Consider the following 15,379-nt stretch of genomic DNA (forward strand, 5'->3'; position numbering starts at 1 on the left):
TCGTGGACGGTGTGCGGGGCAGGGCTCGGCACTACAGCAAGGCCAAGCCAAGCCCGCACGCGTCGCGCGGAGCACCGGCACATCGGCCGGCGCCCCGTTGCTTCACATCGTCACCTTGCGCCGGTTGTCATCGCTCACCCGGTCGATCAGCTTGTTGTAGGGATCGAAGCCTGCTTCGTCCGGCTTTTCATCCACCGTCACCGTGATCTTCGGCGCGGCGCTGGTGATGTGGTGGCGCTGCAGGTACAGCACCTTCTGGTCGCGTTCCTTGCCCGACGGCCCGGTGGCGAACACGCCGATCTCGACCCAGTCATCCATCTTCGCGTCGCTCTCCCTGCCCTTGCCATCGGCGTACTGCTTGGCGGCATGCAGGTCCAGGGTCACGTCGTAGCGGCCGTCAGCACGTTTGCGGGCGCTGGCGGCCATCACCCGGTTGTCGTAGAAGCTGATCTTCTCGAACAGGTCGGTGACCAGCTGCTGGCGGTCGGCCGGGGTCTCGGCGCGGATGTAGCCCAGCAGCTCGCGTGAGGTGGTGTACGGCGGCTGCTGGTAGCCCTTGTCCTGCAGGAAGCGCTTCAACGCACGGTTCAGCGCCTGTTCGCCGATTTCCTCGCGCAGGCGGTAGAACACCAGCGAACCCTTCTGGTAGTGGATGTACTGCTGGTTTTCCACGCGTTCCAGCGGCTGTTCCTCGATGGCTTCGCCACCGCGGCCGGACAGGTAGCCATCCAGTTCGCGCTTGAGGAACTGGCGCATGTGCTGGCGGCCGTATTCCTGCTCCATCACCATCAAGGCCGAGTACTGCGACAGCGATTCGGACAGCACGGTCGCACCCTGCACGTTGGCGCCGATCACCTGGTGCGCCCACCACTGGTGCGCGATCTCGTGCGCGGTCACGTAGAACACGTAGTCCACCTTGTCCGGGTCGCGCAGGTCGGCGATGAAACCGATGGCCTCGGAATAGGGGATGGTGTTGGCGAACGACTGCGCGAAGCGGGCATAGCCCGGGAATTCGATGATGCGTACCTGGCGGTGCTGGTACGGGGTGAAGTTCGCCTCGTAATAGGCCAGCGACTTCTGCACCGCCTCGATCATCCGGTCCACGTTGTAGCCGTGCGCCGGATCGAAGTAGACCTCGATCGGGATGTCCTTGTACTTCGCCTTGCGCACCTCCCAGCGTGCCGATAGATAGGCATAGAAGTTCAGCATCGGCCGGTCCATGGCGTAGCTGAAGCAGCGCCGGCCGTTGACCGTGGTCTCGCGCTGCAGGTAGCCCGGGGCCAGCGCCACCTGGTCCGGTGCGGTGCAGACCGTGGTGCGGAAGTCGAGCCAGTCGGCATCGTTGGCAATGTACGTGTTGGCACGCGCGGCGTCGTCCTCCAGCCTGGGCATGCGCCGCGGCTCACCCAGGCCGCGCTTGCGCCGCTCGTTGCGGTCGCTGATCTCGGCGCCCTCGTTGTAGCCGAACGAGGGCAGCACGCGGCTGTTGAAGAAGGTGCCGTTGTCCACGATGTTGCTCGGCGCCAGCCCGGCGGTGATGCCGTTGGGTTTCTGCACCACCCGGAAATGCACGCTGCGGGTTTCGCCCGGCTGCAGCGGCTTCTGCAGGCGGTAGATGCGGTAGCCGAGATCGGCATCGTGCAACGACAGCGTCTGCCCACCCAGGTCGACGTCGACCAGCTGCTTGTCATCGCCTATCGAGACATGCACGTCCTGGATCGGCGTGGCATGGGTATTGCGCACCGTCCAGTTCGCATCGATCACCATCGACTGCGATTCCGGGAACAGGTCCACGCGGTTGTCCACCGCCACGATGCGCGGCTGCGGCTGGGTGCGGTACTTCGACAGCTCGCGCTCGTAGCGGGCCTGCAGGTCCAGCTGCTGGTCGGGCGAGATGAACTCGTTGCGGATATTGGTGCTCCAGTACAGCCAGCTGCCCACGCCGGCGAAGGCCAATGCCGCAAGTCCGGCGAAGACGCCGGTCGGGCCGCGCAGGCGGCGGCCGGCCAGGGCCAGGCGCTGGCGCAGGCCCTGGCTGACACCGCGCACCCAGAGCGCCGATGCCAGGCACATCAGGGTCAGCAGGAACAGCGCCCAGTAGCCCTGGAATGCCAGCTGCCCCGGCAGGAAGTGGCCGTAGCCGTTCATGTCCGAATAGGGAGCGTTGGGCCAGCCACCGAAGGTGTACAGGTTCTGCGTGTAGTCCAGCATGCCGAGCACGCCCTGGCCGATCATCACCACGATCAGCAGCGCGTAACCGACGAACTTGTTGTTGGTGAGCACCTGCAGCACCAGTGCCAGGCCCCCCATCAGGATGTAGATCACCGAGTCCAGCGCCAGGCTGCGCAGGTACAGCAGCGGCTCCAGGTGGGTGTAGCCCTTGACCAGCTGCACGCCCATCGCCGCCAGTGCACCGGCGGCCTGGAAGCAGATGATCACTGCCAGCAGTGCGGTGAACTTGGCCAGCAGCGGTACCCAGTTCGGCACCGGCATGGCATCGGTCACTTCGTTGATGCGCGCGCTGCGTTCCTTCCACACCAGCTCACCGGCGAAGAACAGCACGATGATCACCAGCAGCCAGCTGAAGGCCCCCTGCAGGCCCATGATCATCTGCGAGGTGACCGGCCAGATCGAGGTGCCGTACAGGGTCTGCCGGAACAGCGCGTTGGGCAGGAAATTGGCCAGGCCCAGCACCAGCAGCACGATGAACGGCACGCTGCGCAGGACGCCGCGCGTGTCGAAGCGCACCTGGCGCAGGAACTGTTGCCACGCGGTGGTCGCGCTGAATGCCGGTACCACGCGCGGCAACGGGTTGCGGTTGGGCCGGAGGGCGGCGGCGTCGGCAACCGGCTGCGCCTGCCGGCGGCCCCAGCGACGACGGCCGCTGCCGCTGCGCTCGGTGCGGAACAGGGCGAACGTGGCGGCGAACAGCAGCGCCGTCACGCCCAGCCACAGGGCACGGTTGGCCAGCAGGTAGCCCGCCAGGCCGGGAACGCCGCTGTTGTGCTCGGCGGTGGACCAGTAGCGGATGGTGCGCGACAGGGCGCGCATGCCCAAAGGCTCGCTGAGCACCGCCAGCCAGGTGTTGTCGATGTCGCGCAGCACCGCCGCGCTGGCGCCGAACAGGACCAGGTAGGCCACCAGCCCGATGTAGACCCACAGGATTGAACGCGTGACCGCTGCCAGCAGTGACAGCAGCGCGGTGGTGAACAACAGGTTGGGAATGACGATGACCGCAAAACTCCAGGCATAGCCCTGCCAGCTGATCGGCCCCATGCGCTCGGCGTCCACCCAGGGCATGAACGGTGCCAGCCAGAGCCCGAAAGCGACCAGCAGGTAGAACAGCAGGCCGGTAGCCAGGGCGGCGGCGATGCGGCCGGCCAGGTAATCGCGGCGTTTCACCGGGCTGGCGAAGATCAGCTCGGCGGTGCCCAGTTCGAAGTCACGCAGCAGCGCATTGCTGACGAACAGGGCGGTGACCAGCATGCCGAGCAGGGTGAAGATGCCCAGCATCTGCGCGATCACGGTGGGCGCGTTGCTGTGCACGTTGCCGCTGCCACCACCGATCTGTACGGCGTCGCTGGACGCAGCGGCGAAGGCGAGCAGGGCGAACAGCCCGGCCAGCAGCCACAGCAGCGGGGAACGCAGCTGCTCGCGCAGCTCGAAACGGAAGAAATCGAGGATCATGGCGTGCTCCGCTCAGGCTGCTGCGCGAGCACGGGCCTGCAGGCGCAGGCGCTGGAAGTACACGTCTTCGAGGTCGGGAGCCACGGCCGCAAAGCCGTCGCCGGGGTCGTTGGCGCTGTGCACATGGATCACCGGGCGGCCACCGACCAGACGGGTCGACAGCACCACGTAGCGCGCTTCATGGTCGGCCAGCTCCGAAGGATCGACCTGCTTGCGCCAGACCTGGTGCTGCAGGGCGTTGATCGCTTCGCTGGGGCGGCCGGTCAGCAGCACCTGGCCCTTGTTCATGATCGCCATCGTCGGGCACAGGTCGGTCACGTCCTCGACGATGTGGGTGGACAGGATCACCGCTACGTTCTCGCCGATCGCCGCCAGCAGGTTGAGGAAGCGGTTGCGTTCCTCCGGGTCGAGGCCGGCGGTGGGTTCGTCGACGATCACCAGCCGTGGGTCGCCCAGCAGCGCCTGGGCAATGCCGAAGCGCTGGCGCATGCCGCCGGAGTAGGTGCCCAGCTTGCGCTTGCGGGCATCCCACAGGTTCACCTGCTGCAGCAGCCCATCGACCACCTCGCGGCGCTGCGCGCGTTGGGTCAGGCCCTTGAGCACTGCGAAATGCTCCAGCAGGTCCAGCGCGCTGACTTTCGGGTACACGCCGAAATCCTGCGGCAGGTAGCCCAGCCGACGGCGCACGGCGTCCTTGTCGCGCAGCACGTCGATCGGCGCCTCGCCCGGAACGCTGAGCGTCACCGTGCCGCTGTCGGCCTCCTGCAGGGTGGACAGCGTGCGCATCAGCGAGGACTTGCCGGCGCCGTTCGGGCCGAGCAGGCCGAACATGCCCCGCGGGATGTCCAGGGTGACGTTGTTGAGGGCATGCACGCCGTTGGCGTACGTCTTGGACAGCGAATCGATCTTCAGCATGCGACGTACACCTTTCCCTGGGCAATGTCTGCGCGTTATCCGCGCAACCGCCTCCGTGCGCATCCGCCGTTGGTCATGGGGGGAGAATCCCGCCGTCGTGCGTTGGCCAGCGCGCCGGCCCAGCGGCGCCTTACCCGCGCAGGGATGATTCGCGCACCACCAGCTTCACCGGGATGCTCTGGCTGTCCACCGGCTGCCGGCCGATCAGCGCCAGCAGGCGTTCCACCAGCAGCTGGCCGGCCTGCTTGGTGTCCTGCTGCACCGTGGTCAGCGCGGGGGATACCGAAGCGGCCAGCGGGATGTCGTCGAAGCCGGTCACCGCCACGTCCTGCGGCACCCGCAGCCCGGCCTCGCGCAGGGCGCGCATCGCACCGATGGCGATCAGGTCGCTGGCCGCGCAGATCGCATCGATCGGCTCGCCGCGCGCCAACAGGGCCTGGCAGGCTTCCTGGCCGGAGGCTTCAGTGGTGATCGCATCGTGCTGCAGCGCCGGTTCGGCGGCCAGGCCGTGGTCCTGCAGGGCCGCGACGTGGCCGCGGTAGCGCTCCTGGAATTCGGGGTAGTGGCTGGAGGCATGGCCGAGGAAGGCGATGCGGCGGCAGCCCTGCTGCAGCAGGTGGGTGGTGATGTCATGCCCGCCCTGGAAGTTGTCGCTGCCGATCGAGACACCGGGCTGGCCGGGCAGGGCGGCGCCCCAGCGCACGAAGTGCGTGCCCTGTTCGACCAGCCGCTGCAGGCGGTCGCGCGATTCGTGATAGTCGCCGTAGCCGAGCAGGATGATGCCGTCGGCCTTGTTGCTGTCCTCGTAATCGGCCTGCCAGTCGGTGGACAGCTGCTGGAACGAGACCAGCAGGTCCTGCCCGTGCAGGGCGCAGGCGCGGGTGATCGAGCCCAGCATCGAATGGAAGAACGGGTTGATCAGCGAGTCGTCGTTGGTCGGGTCCTCGAAGAACAGCAGGGCCAGCGTGCCGGCATTGCGCAGGCGCAGGCTGGAGGCATTCTTGTCGACCTTGTAGTTCAGCTCGCGGGCAATGCGCAGGATGCGCTCACGGGTCTCGGCGTTGACCATCGGGCTGCCACGCAGGGCCCGCGACACGGTCGGCTGGGAGACCCCGGCCAGGTGGGCGATGTCCAGGGAGGTGGCTTTGCCTTTGATCGTCATGTGTGGGCGGAGCGGGCAGGTGGGAGGTGCCCGGGCATGATGCCATGCGCAGACGCGAATGCCCCTCTTAACGTCGGCCTGGGCACAGGTAAGTCATTGCCGGACAAGGAAATCAGCGTGATCCTTCGGTGCGGTCGGGGTCTCCTGACCGGGCGGATGGCGGCGGCAATGGTAAGATGCGTCGTTCTCGCATTCCCCCAAATTTCAACAGGGGCGGCCCAGCGTACTGCACCCCCGGCCGGGGCTGTGCTATCACTGGCGGTCTGCCCCTGGACAACGGACGAAGGTACCTATGGCGCGCGGCATCAACAAAGTCATCCTGGTCGGCAATCTCGGCAACGACCCGGACGTGAAGTACACCCAGGGCGGCATGGCGATCACCCGCATCAGCCTGGCCACCACCAGCGTCCGCAAGGACAAGGATGGCAACCAGCAGGAGCGCACCGAATGGCACCGCGTGGTGTTCTTCGGCAAGCTCGGCGAGATCGCCGGCGAGTACCTGCGCAAGGGCAGCTCGGTCTACGTCGAAGGCAGCCTGCGCTACGACAAGTACACCGGCCAGGACGGCGTGGAGAAGTACTCCACCGACATCATCGCCGATGAAATGCAGATGCTGGGCGGCCGCGGTGAAGGCGGTGGCGGTGGTGGTGGCAACTACGGCGGCGATCGTCCGCAGCGCCAGCAGGCGCCGCGCCAGGAGTATGGCGGTGGCGGCGGTGGCCAGCGTGGCGGCCAGGGCGGTGGCTATGGCAACCAGGGCGGCAACCAGGGCGGGGGTTACGGCAACCAGGGCGGCAACCAGCGCCCGCAGCCGCAGCAGGCGCCGCCGATGGACGACTTCGCTGACGACGATATTCCGTTCTAAGCGTATCTTCCGTTTATCCCGACAAGGGCTCCTGGCACGCGTGCCCGGGGCCCTTCTCGTTACAGGCGACGTGGCAGGATCCCATTGCCCGGCGGCAGGATGCGGACGTTCGTCGACCTCGTCACCGATTGCCGAACATTCCCTGGTCCAGCAGGCAGTCAATGAACGCGCCCAGCAGGGCGGGGCGATGCCGCCTGTTCGGGTAGTAGAGAAAAAGCCCGGGCCGCGAGACCGACCAATCCGCCAGTACCCGCACCAGCAGTCCCTGTGCCAACAGTTCGCCCACACCATCCTGTTCGAAGTGATAGGCGATTCCAAGGCCGGCCAGGGCCGACGCAATCCCGATGTCAGCGTGATTGGTGACGACAGGACCGTCCACGGCGACCTCGAGGTGGCGACCTCGCTTCTTGAACTCCCATCGGTACTGCCTGCCATCGCTCTGCAGCCGCCAGTTGATGCAGGCGTGATCCTGCAGTTCCGCCGGAGTTCGCGGTGTTCCGCGGCGTGCCAGGTAATCCGGTGACGCCACGGCCACCATGTTCAGGTCCGGGGTGAGGCGGATGGCCACCATGTCCTTCTCGAGCTGACCACCCACGCGGATGCCCGCATCAAACCGGCCACTGACGATGTCGCTGAGCGCGTCGTCGACCACGATGTCGACAACGACATCAGGGTAGGCCTGGTGGAAGCGGGCAAGCCGCGGGGCAATCAGTGTTCTCGCGGCGATGCCCAGCGTATTGATTCGCAGGGTCCCGTTGATCCGTCCGCTGGCTTCGCTGGTTTCAGCGACCGCGACGGCCAACTCCTGGAACAGCGGCGCGATGCGCGCGTACAGTCGCCCGCCGCTTGCCGAGGGCGCCACGCTTCGTGTCGTGCGATTGAGAAGGCGGGTGCCGAGACGGCCTTCCAGTTGGCGGATGGTCTGGCTCAGGGCCGAGGGCGATACCCCCAGATGTTCCGCCGCCCGCGCGAAGCTCTGACGTTCCACTACCGCCACGAAGGCCTTCAGTTCAGCGAACTCGGATCCGCGCATTATGTGAGATTCTTGACATAACCCATTCGGATTATAGGGCATTCACTTAACTGACCTGCGTGCACATCCTGAGCGCCTGACCACTGCAGGAGCCAGGAATGAATGCGTTGACCCTCCCAGAACCCATTGCCGCGTACTTCGCGGCCGAACATGACCCTGAACTGCTGGCGCGTTGTTTTGCCGCCCAGGCTGTGCTGAAGGACGACGGGCACACCCTCGTCGGCGTCGACGCCATCAAAGCCTTCCTGGCCGAGGCATCGGCCAAATACAGCGCCACCAGCGTGCCGAGCGCCATCGAACGGCAGGAGAAACACCACGTTGTCCGTGCCATCGTGAGCGGTAACTTCCCCGGCAGTCCGATTCTGCTGAGCTACCGTTTCGAACTGGAACGGGGCCTGATCGCATCGCTGGAGATCACGGCATGAGCTTCGATCTTCAACTCGGTGGCCTGCGGGCCGTGGTGACCGGCGGCACGGCCGGTGTGGGGGCGGCCGTGGTCAGGACCCTCGCCGAGGCCGGGGCCAGGGTAATGACGTCGGCGCGCAGCCTGCCGGCACGCCCGGTGGAAGGAGTCGCCTACGTAGCCGCCGATCTGTCGACGGCCGAGGGCACCGGCATTTTCGCCCACGCCGTGCTGCAGGCATGGGGCGGCGCAGACATCCTGGTCAATGTGCTGGGGGGATCAAAGACACCTGCCGGTGGCTTCGCAGCGATCAGTGATGCGCACTGGCTTGCCGAGCTGAACCTGAATCTGATGCCGGCGGTCCGCCTGGATCGTGCCTTGCTGCCATCCATGCTCGCGCAGAGCGCTGGCGTGATCATCCACGTCAGTTCGATCCAGCGCATGCTGCCTCTGCCGGAGTCCACCACCGCCTACGCCGCCGCCAAAGCGGCACTCACGACCTACAGCAAGTCGCTTTCACGAGAGGTCACCCCCAAGGGCGTGCGGGTGCTGAGCGTAGCGCCGGGCTGGATCGAGACAGAAGCATCCAGGGAATTTGCAGAACGGATCGCTGCGGAAGCGGGAACCGACTATGAAGGAGGCAAGAAGGTGGTCATGGACTGGCTCGGCGGGATTCCGGTGGGACGGCCCGCGGCACCGCAGGAGGTGGCCGATCTGATTGTGTTCCTGGCGTCTCCCCGGTCGGCGTCGATTGCCGGAACGGAGTATCGGATCGACGGCGGCACGGTTTCGACCCTGTAGCCAACAGGCGTCGTCCTGCTCCTACCGCCAGAAGGAAAGCCCCGCTCACGCGGGGCTTTTGTTTTCCAGGTCGGTTGCGGAGTTGTGCCTCGCAGCATTGATTTTCGTGCACTGCGACTTGCAAACACACAAATTCCTCCCCTATGGTGCAATCGATTGCATTGCAGTGAATCCTCAGTGTTGATGTCGGTTGGGAGGCCGGCAGGTGGATGTCCATCCATTCGATCAGACCGGCTCTGGCGACGGGCCTCACGCGGCGTGATGCGTTGCGCATGGCGGTTGCTGGAGGCGTAGCCCTGGGTACTGCGGGAGCGTTGCCTGCATTCGCCGCCACCGCAGCGCTCAAGGGCAACCTGAAGCACTCCGTCGCACGCTGGACCTTCCCGCAGCTGTCGGTCGCCCAGCTCTGCACGACGGTGAAGGACATCGGCTTCGCCGCCATCGACCTGGTCGGCCCGGAAGACTGGCCCACGCTGAAGGCGAACGGCGTCTACAGCTCGATGTGCAATGGCGCGGAGCTGGGCCTGACCAAGGGCTTTGCCGGCCGCGAATTCCACGACCCGCTGGTGGAGCGCTACACGCGGCACATCGACCTGGTCGCCGATGCCGGTTACCGCAACCTCATCTGCTTCTCCGGCAATCGCAACGGCATGGACCCGCAGGACGGCATGGCCAATGCCGAGGCGGGCCTCAAGCGCATCCTCGGGCATGCCGAGAAGCGCGGCGTGGTGCTGGTGATGGAGCTGCTGAACTCCAGGGTCGATCACCACGACTACCTGTGCGATCACTCGGCCTGGGGCGTGGAGCTGTGCCAGCGGCTCGGCTCGGACAACTTCGGCCTGCTCTACGACATCTACCACATGCAGATCATGGAGGGCGACATCATCGCCACCATCGGCAAGCATCACGCCTGCTTCAAGCATTACCACACTGCAGGCGTGCCGGGCCGGAACGAGATTGGAGACCAGCAGGAGCTCCACTATCCGGCCATCTGTCGCGCGATCCGCGACACCGGTTTCAAGGGGTATCTGGCGCAGGAATTCACGCCTGCAGCGCCCGATCCCGTTGCCTCATTGCGCGAGGCGATCCGCCTCTGCGACGTCTGAAACGATATCCACCCAGGTGAGAGACCATGGCAGATAATCACTACGACGCCATTGTTGTTGGCTCGGGAATCAGTGGCGGTTGGGCAGCGAAGGAGCTGACCGAGAAGGGCCTGAAGGTCCTGATGCTGGAACGCGGGCGCAACATCGAGCACGTCAAGGACTACGTCAATGCGATGAAGGAAGCGTGGGACTTCCCGCATCGCAACCGGCCGACGCAGGCGATGAAGGCCGCCTTCCCGGTGCTGATGCGCGACTACGGCCTGGCCGAGAACCTGGAAGGAATGTGGGCCAACGAGCAGGACTCACCCTACATCGAAACCAAGCGCTTCGACTGGTTCCGTGGCTACCACGTAGGCGGGCGCTCGCTGATGTGGGGCCGGCAGAGCTATCGGTTTTCCGACCTGGACTTCGAAGCGAACCTCAAGGATGGCATCGCCACCGACTGGCCGATCCGCTATGCCGACATCGCGCCGTGGTACGACCATGTAGAGAGGTTCGCCGGCATCGCCGGCACGCGCGAAGGACTGGACGTGCTGCCGGACGGCGAGTTCCTGCCGCCGATCCCGTTGAACATCGTCGAGAAGGACGTGGCCGCGCGGATCAAGAAGGCCTTCGGCGGAACGCGGCACATGATCCACTCGCGCACCGCCAACATCACCCAGCCGATGCCCGAGCAGGGGCGCGTGAACTGCCAGTACCGCAACAAGTGCATCCTGGGCTGTCCCTTCGGTGCCTATTTCTCGACCCAGGCGGCGACGCTGCCAGCGGCGATGAAGACCGGCAACCTGACCTTGCGGCCGTTCTCGATCGTCAAGGAAGTGCTCTACGACAAGGATCGCAAGCGTGCGCGCGGCGTGGAGGTGATCGATGCCGAGACCGGGCAGACCTACCAGTACACCGCCAAGGTCATCTTCCTCAATGCATCGTCGTTCAATTCGACCTGGCTGCTGATGAACTCGGCGACCGATGTGTGGGAGGGGGGACTGGGTTCTTCGTCGGGCGAGCTGGGGCACAACGTGATGGACCATCATTTCGGTGCGGGCGCCTCGGGCCGGGTCGAGGGCTACGAAGACAAGTACTACTTCGGCCGCCGTCCGTGCGGTTTCTACATTCCGCGCTTCCGCAACGTCGCGGCCGACAAGCGCGGCTACCTGCGCGGGTTCGGTTACCAGGGCGGTGCCAGCCGCACCGGCTGGTCGCGCGAGATCGCCGAGCTCAACATCGGTGCCGACCTGAAGGAGGCGCTGACCGTACCGGGCGACTGGCGCATCGGCATGACCGGGTTCGGTGAAATGCTGCCGCACCACGACAATACGATCCGCCTGGACCACGACCGCAAGGACAAGTGGGGGCTGCCGGTGCTGGCGATGGACGTGTCCATGCGCGCCAACGAACTGGCGATGCGCAAGGACATGGCCGCCGATGCTGCCGAGATGCTGGAGGCGGCTGGCGTCAAGGACGTGAAGATGCACGACCACGACTATGCCCCGGGCAAGGGCATCCACGAGATGGGGACCGCACGCATGGGACGTGACCGGAAGAGCTCGGTATTGAACGCGCACAACCAGGTCTGGGATGCGCCCAACGTCTATGTGACCGACGGTGCCTGCATGACCTCCAGCGCCTGCGTGAATCCTTCGCTGACCTATATGGCGCTGACCGCGCGCGCGGCCGACCACGCGGTACGCGAACTGAAAGCGGGGAACCTCTGATGGATCGCCGCGAACTGTTGAAGATGATCGTTGCCGCCACCGGCGCGGCCATGGTCGGCCTGCCTGCGCTCGCGCAGGGAAACGCCGCTGCGGCACCGGTGAAGACCCTGTTCTCCGATGCCGACATCGGCACGCTGGACGAGATCGCCGAGACCATCCTGCCGCGGACCCGGACGCCAGGGGCGAAGGATGCCGGCGCTGGCCTGTTCATGGCGACCTTCGTCAGCGATTGCTACACCGCCCGGCAGCAGGCAACGTTCCGGGCAGGCCTGGTCGATATCGACAAGCGCGCCGGCGGCCGGTTTGTGGCGCTTGCGCCGGAAGCCCGCACCCAGTTGCTGCGAACGCTGGACGCCGAAGCCAAGGCGCGCTCTGCCGACGTGACCGAGACCGGTACGCCTGAAGAGGGCGAGGCGATGCCGCATTACTTCACGATGATCAAGCAGCTGGCCATCTTCGGCTTCTTCACCTCCAAGGTCGGGGCGACCGGCGTGCTGCAGTACGTCGCGGTGCCCGGCCGCTACGACGGCGACCTCGCCTATGTCCCCGGTACGCCCGCGTGGGGGACCAGCTGATGGACACCACCCTGATGATCCGCCCTGCGTTGATCACTGTTGGCCTGCTGGCCGCTGCATCTGCATTCGCGCAGGACAGTGCCGACGCTGCGCGCGACCCGAAGAAGACCGAAGTGTGGACCCCCGTGCCCGCTGTCGTGGCCACGCCGCCAGGCAAGGCCCCCTCCGACGCGATCGTGCTGTTCGATGGCAAGGATGTCTCGGCGTGGGAATCGGAGCAGGGCGGACGCGTGCCCTGGAAGGTTGCCGGGGGCGCCATGACCGTCGTTCCGGGCAGCAAGGGCATCCGCACCCGGCAACGCTTCTGCGATGTCCAGCTGCATGTGGAGTGGCGCACGCCCACTGACACGAAGGGCTTCGACGGCCAGAACCGGGGCAACAGCGGGATCTTCCTGCAGGAACTGTATGAACTGCAGGTGCTCGACAGCTACAACAACCCGACCTATGCCAATGGCCAGGCGGGCTCCATCTACAAGCAGGCCATGCCGCGGGTGAATGCCTCGCGCGCGCCGGGCCAGTGGCAGGCCTACGACATCATCTGGAAGGCACCGCGCTTCTCGGTGGGCGGTGGGCTTGTGTCGCCCGCGCGCATCACGGTGCTGCACAACGGCGTGCTGGTGCAGGATGACACCGTGCTGGCAGGCAAGACCGAGTACATCGGGGCGCCCTCGTATTCGCCCCATGCGTGTGCGCCGCTCTATCTGCAGGAGCATGACTCCAGGGTCAGTTACCGCAACATCTGGGCGCGCGAGCTGTAGCCGCACACGGCCGGCGTGGTCGCCGGCCGCTTACTTCGCCAGGTAGCTGGCGATATCGTCGATCTCCTGCTGTGACAGCTGGGAGAAGGGCGGCATCAGGCCGCCGCCCTTGCTGATCTTTTCCTTGATCTGTGCAGGTGCCATGCGCTTGCCGATGTCGGTGAGTGCCGGGAACGCGCCCGGCATGCCCGCGCGATCGGCGCCGTGGCAGGCCACGCAGTTCGCGGTGTAGAGCTTTGCTCCCGCAGCCGGGTCGCCCTTGCACCAGGCGGCTGTCGCAACACTCATGCCGCCCAGGGCCACCGCCATTGCCAGGATCATTTTCATGTGGGGCTCCTTGATGCGTCAGCGCCGCGCACGGGCAGGCGTATTGGTGGTCAGGTGTTCACGCAGATAGTCGGCGCCGGCCTGGACGACCTTGGCCGGCTCGCGTGGCTGGTCGTGCTCGATGATGTACCAATGCACGCCGGCGCCCCTCGCAGCAGGCAGGATCGTGTTCCAGTCCAGTACGCCCTGGCCGACCGCAGCGAATCCGCCTTCGTCTTCGGCCTGGCCCTTGAGCGCATTGTCCTTGGCGTGTACCGCGAATACGTGGCCGCGGAACTTTCCCAGCATCACCGCCGGGTCCAGGCCCGCACGCGCGACCCAGGCCAGGTCCAGCTCGGTCTGCAGGTCGGGGCCGGCGGCGGCAAACAGCAGTTCCAGCCCGGTCCTGCCATCGAAGTCGACCAGCTCGAAGTCGTGGTTGTGATAGGCCAGGCGCATGCCCTTGCCGCGCACCTGTTTCGCGATCCGGCCCAGTTCCTGTCCCAGGGCGGTCCAGCCGGCGGCATCGCTCGGGCGTTCCTTCCTGTCCAGGTACGGCACCACCAGCGTGGTGTTGCCGATCGACCGGTTGAAGGTCACCACCCCATCCAGGTTGCTGCGCAGCTCGGCCAGCGGCACATGCGATGAAATGGCCTTGATCGAATACCGGTCCAGCAGCTGCTTCAGTTCCGCGGCACTGACGTTCTGCGTGCCGACGGTTTCCACCGCGTGCACACCGGCATCGTGGACGATCTTCAACTGTTGCTCGAGCGAGCCGGCATTGCGCAGGGTGTACATCTGCACCGCTATCGGCTTCTGCGCGCTGGCGGCTTCGACTGCGAAGGCGGGCAGCGCCGCGAGCAGCAGGACGAGGCTTGCACTTCGACGGACAAGGGCTTTCATCAACAGATCCTCCCGGGATTCAAACGATGGTGGTCCAGGCGCGTGACCTGGCCGATGCAATGACACGATCAACGATCCGCGCCGAACGCATGCCTTCCTCGAAGGTGGGCAGGCCGTCCGGTTGCTCGCCGTCGATAGCGCGATAGGTGTCGGCGACAAACGCCTCGAAGCACTGGGCGTAGCCCTGCGCGTGCCCGGCCGGCAGCACCGACAGCCGGCGCTGTTCGGCAGTGCCCGCGCCGGGCCCGCGCACGAAGATTTCCTCGCGCTGGTCGGGCAGGCCGATCCACAGCCGCTCGGCGTCCTCCTGGTCGAAGGCGATGCTGGCGTTGGCGCCGTCGATCTCGAACCAGAGGCGGTTGCGGCGTCCGGCCGAAACCTGGCTCACCGTCAACGACGCCAGCGTACCGGCGCCGGTCCTGAACATCGCCGTTGCCACGTCCTCGCTCGCGACCGCCTGCGTCGCGCCGTTCGCTGCCGGTGTGCTGAAGCTCTGGCCGGTGACGGCGCTGCGTTCGGCGATCACCGTGGCAAACGCCGCGTTCACTTCGGTGAAGCGCTCGCCACTGACCCATTCGACCAGGTCGCACCAGTGCGAACCAATGTCGGCGAACACGCGCGAGGTGCCGCCCAGCGCCGGGTCCACGCGCCAGTTGTTGCTGGCCGGGTCCAGCAGCCAATCCTGCAGGTAACTGCCATGGATCAGGTGCAGCGGCCCCAGGTCACCCTGGGCGATGCGTGCACGGGCCTCGCGCACCACCGGGTGGTAGCGGTAGACGAAGGGGACGGTGGCAACCAATCCGGTCGAGGCGGCCAGTACCGCCAGCGCCTGCGCATCGTCCAGCGTCGTCGCCAGCGGCTTCTCGCAGATCACGTGCTTGCCGGCTTCCAGCGCAGCCTGTGCCATGGCGCGGTGCAGATGGTTGGGCGTGCACACGTGCACCACCTGTACCTGCGGATCGGCGATCACCTCCTCGATATCCCGGTAGGCGCGCGGGACATTCCAGGAGTGCGCTGCCTCATGCGCGCGCTGCGGTGACGAGGCGGCCACGCCGCGTACCTCGGCGCCGGCGAGCAAGGCCGCGCGGCGGTGCACGGCGCCGATCATGCCGGTGCCGACGATGGCGATTCCAAGCTTGGGCATCGACGGGGA

The 15,379-nt window shown here is 66.1% G+C and carries 14 protein-coding genes; 7 read left to right on the forward strand and 7 right to left on the reverse strand.

The window, feature by feature from the left end; translation table 11 throughout:
- Positions 1-102 precede the first annotated feature (102 nt).
- The 3 genes from AC5P56_RS19005 to AC5P56_RS19015 form a co-directional block, all read right to left on the reverse strand.
- Entirely contained in the window at positions 103-3,687 is a 3,585-nt protein-coding gene (locus tag AC5P56_RS19005) for a M1 family aminopeptidase (protein WP_197574587.1), read from the reverse strand.
- Between the two features lie 12 nt (positions 3,688-3,699).
- The gene (locus AC5P56_RS19010; protein ID WP_075076563.1) at positions 3,700-4,602 is read right to left on the reverse strand and encodes an ABC transporter ATP-binding protein; all 903 of its coding nucleotides are present in this window, start codon (positions 4,600-4,602) and stop codon (positions 3,700-3,702) included.
- A 130-nt stretch (positions 4,603-4,732) separates the two neighbouring features.
- A complete protein-coding gene (locus AC5P56_RS19015; protein WP_014646297.1) occupies positions 4,733-5,764 on the reverse strand; it encodes a LacI family DNA-binding transcriptional regulator in 1,032 nt (343 codons plus the stop codon).
- A 292-nt stretch (positions 5,765-6,056) separates the two neighbouring features.
- Here AC5P56_RS19015 and AC5P56_RS19020 point away from each other — a divergent pair, with 292 nt between their 5' ends.
- Positions 6,057-6,629, forward strand: a complete 573-nt coding sequence (locus AC5P56_RS19020; RefSeq protein WP_043034165.1) for a single-stranded DNA-binding protein — start codon at positions 6,057-6,059, stop codon at positions 6,627-6,629.
- A 121-nt stretch (positions 6,630-6,750) separates the two neighbouring features.
- On the opposite strand, the gene AC5P56_RS19025 is transcribed toward AC5P56_RS19020, so the two are convergent.
- Positions 6,751-7,662, reverse strand: a complete 912-nt coding sequence (locus AC5P56_RS19025; protein WP_049404958.1) for a LysR family transcriptional regulator — start codon at positions 7,660-7,662, stop codon at positions 6,751-6,753.
- A 98-nt stretch (positions 7,663-7,760) separates the two neighbouring features.
- Here AC5P56_RS19025 and AC5P56_RS19030 point away from each other — a divergent pair, with 98 nt between their 5' ends.
- The 6 genes from AC5P56_RS19030 (at position 7,761) to AC5P56_RS19055 (ending at position 13,017) form a co-directional block, all read left to right on the forward strand.
- Positions 7,761-8,087, forward strand: coding sequence for a nuclear transport factor 2 family protein (locus tag AC5P56_RS19030; protein WP_069117468.1), 327 nt, complete (start codon positions 7,761-7,763; stop codon positions 8,085-8,087).
- Complete coding sequence (locus AC5P56_RS19035) at positions 8,084-8,866, forward strand: SDR family oxidoreductase (protein WP_075076561.1); 783 nt, start codon at positions 8,084-8,086, stop codon at positions 8,864-8,866. The genes AC5P56_RS19030 and AC5P56_RS19035 overlap by 4 nt, the downstream gene beginning before the upstream one ends.
- A 209-nt stretch (positions 8,867-9,075) precedes the next feature.
- Positions 9,076-9,972 (forward strand): hydroxypyruvate isomerase family protein, encoded by an 897-nt coding sequence (locus AC5P56_RS19040; RefSeq protein WP_164077034.1) that lies wholly within the window; start codon positions 9,076-9,078, stop codon positions 9,970-9,972.
- A gap of 26 nt (positions 9,973-9,998) precedes the next feature.
- On the forward strand, positions 9,999-11,684 hold the full coding sequence (locus AC5P56_RS19045) for a GMC oxidoreductase (protein ID WP_046429409.1): 1,686 nt from the start codon (positions 9,999-10,001) through the stop codon (positions 11,682-11,684).
- Positions 11,684-12,259: a gluconate 2-dehydrogenase subunit 3 family protein gene (locus tag AC5P56_RS19050; RefSeq protein WP_014646300.1), complete on the forward strand. Its 576-nt coding sequence runs from the start codon at positions 11,684-11,686 to the stop codon at positions 12,257-12,259. The genes AC5P56_RS19045 and AC5P56_RS19050 overlap by 1 nt, the downstream gene beginning before the upstream one ends.
- Positions 12,259-13,017: a 3-keto-disaccharide hydrolase gene (locus AC5P56_RS19055; protein ID WP_134808597.1), complete on the forward strand. Its 759-nt coding sequence runs from the start codon at positions 12,259-12,261 to the stop codon at positions 13,015-13,017. The genes AC5P56_RS19050 and AC5P56_RS19055 overlap by 1 nt, the downstream gene beginning before the upstream one ends.
- Before the next feature lie 30 nt (positions 13,018-13,047).
- On the opposite strand, the gene AC5P56_RS19060 is transcribed toward AC5P56_RS19055, so the two are convergent.
- Genes AC5P56_RS19060 through AC5P56_RS19070 form a run of 3 tightly spaced genes read right to left on the reverse strand, consistent with a single transcriptional unit; the run spans position 13,048 to position 15,370 of the window.
- Positions 13,048-13,344, reverse strand: coding sequence for a c-type cytochrome (locus AC5P56_RS19060; protein ID WP_032961525.1), 297 nt, complete (start codon positions 13,342-13,344; stop codon positions 13,048-13,050).
- Positions 13,345-13,362: 18 nt separating this feature from the next.
- Positions 13,363-14,226 carry a sugar phosphate isomerase/epimerase family protein gene (locus tag AC5P56_RS19065; protein ID WP_032961528.1) on the reverse strand — a complete coding sequence of 288 codons (864 nt, stop codon included), beginning with the start codon at positions 14,224-14,226 and terminating at the stop codon, positions 13,363-13,365.
- Between the two features lie 19 nt (positions 14,227-14,245).
- On the reverse strand, positions 14,246-15,370 hold the full coding sequence (locus tag AC5P56_RS19070; protein ID WP_288495065.1) for a Gfo/Idh/MocA family protein: 1,125 nt from the start codon (positions 15,368-15,370) through the stop codon (positions 14,246-14,248).
- Between the last annotated feature and the right edge of the window lie 9 nt (positions 15,371-15,379).

The sequence above is a fragment of the Stenotrophomonas sp. YJH_SMC_131 genome (genome assembly GCF_059367975.1).

Excerpts from the sequence above, each read along its gene's own strand:
- AC5P56_RS19005 (WP_197574587.1), bottom strand. The coding sequence starts at position 3,687 with ATGATCCTCGATTTCTTCCGTTTCGAGCTGCGCGAGCAGCTGCGTTCC.
- AC5P56_RS19010 (WP_075076563.1), bottom strand. The coding sequence starts at position 4,602 with ATGCTGAAGATCGATTCGCTGTCCAAGACGTACGCCAACGGCGTGCAT.
- AC5P56_RS19015 (WP_014646297.1), bottom strand. The coding sequence starts at position 5,764 with ATGACGATCAAAGGCAAAGCCACCTCCCTGGACATCGCCCACCTGGCC.
- AC5P56_RS19020 (WP_043034165.1), top strand. The coding sequence starts at position 6,057 with ATGGCGCGCGGCATCAACAAAGTCATCCTGGTCGGCAATCTCGGCAAC.
- AC5P56_RS19025 (WP_049404958.1), bottom strand. The coding sequence starts at position 7,662 with ATGCGCGGATCCGAGTTCGCTGAACTGAAGGCCTTCGTGGCGGTAGTG.
- AC5P56_RS19030 (WP_069117468.1), top strand. The coding sequence starts at position 7,761 with ATGAATGCGTTGACCCTCCCAGAACCCATTGCCGCGTACTTCGCGGCC.
- AC5P56_RS19035 (WP_075076561.1), top strand. The coding sequence starts at position 8,084 with ATGAGCTTCGATCTTCAACTCGGTGGCCTGCGGGCCGTGGTGACCGGC.
- AC5P56_RS19040 (WP_164077034.1), top strand. The coding sequence starts at position 9,076 with ATGTCCATCCATTCGATCAGACCGGCTCTGGCGACGGGCCTCACGCGG.
- AC5P56_RS19045 (WP_046429409.1), top strand. The coding sequence starts at position 9,999 with ATGGCAGATAATCACTACGACGCCATTGTTGTTGGCTCGGGAATCAGT.
- AC5P56_RS19050 (WP_014646300.1), top strand. The coding sequence starts at position 11,684 with ATGGATCGCCGCGAACTGTTGAAGATGATCGTTGCCGCCACCGGCGCG.
- AC5P56_RS19055 (WP_134808597.1), top strand. The coding sequence starts at position 12,259 with ATGGACACCACCCTGATGATCCGCCCTGCGTTGATCACTGTTGGCCTG.
- AC5P56_RS19060 (WP_032961525.1), bottom strand. The coding sequence starts at position 13,344 with ATGAAAATGATCCTGGCAATGGCGGTGGCCCTGGGCGGCATGAGTGTT.
- AC5P56_RS19065 (WP_032961528.1), bottom strand. The coding sequence starts at position 14,226 with ATGAAAGCCCTTGTCCGTCGAAGTGCAAGCCTCGTCCTGCTGCTCGCG.
- AC5P56_RS19070 (WP_288495065.1), bottom strand. The coding sequence starts at position 15,370 with ATGCCCAAGCTTGGAATCGCCATCGTCGGCACCGGCATGATCGGCGCC.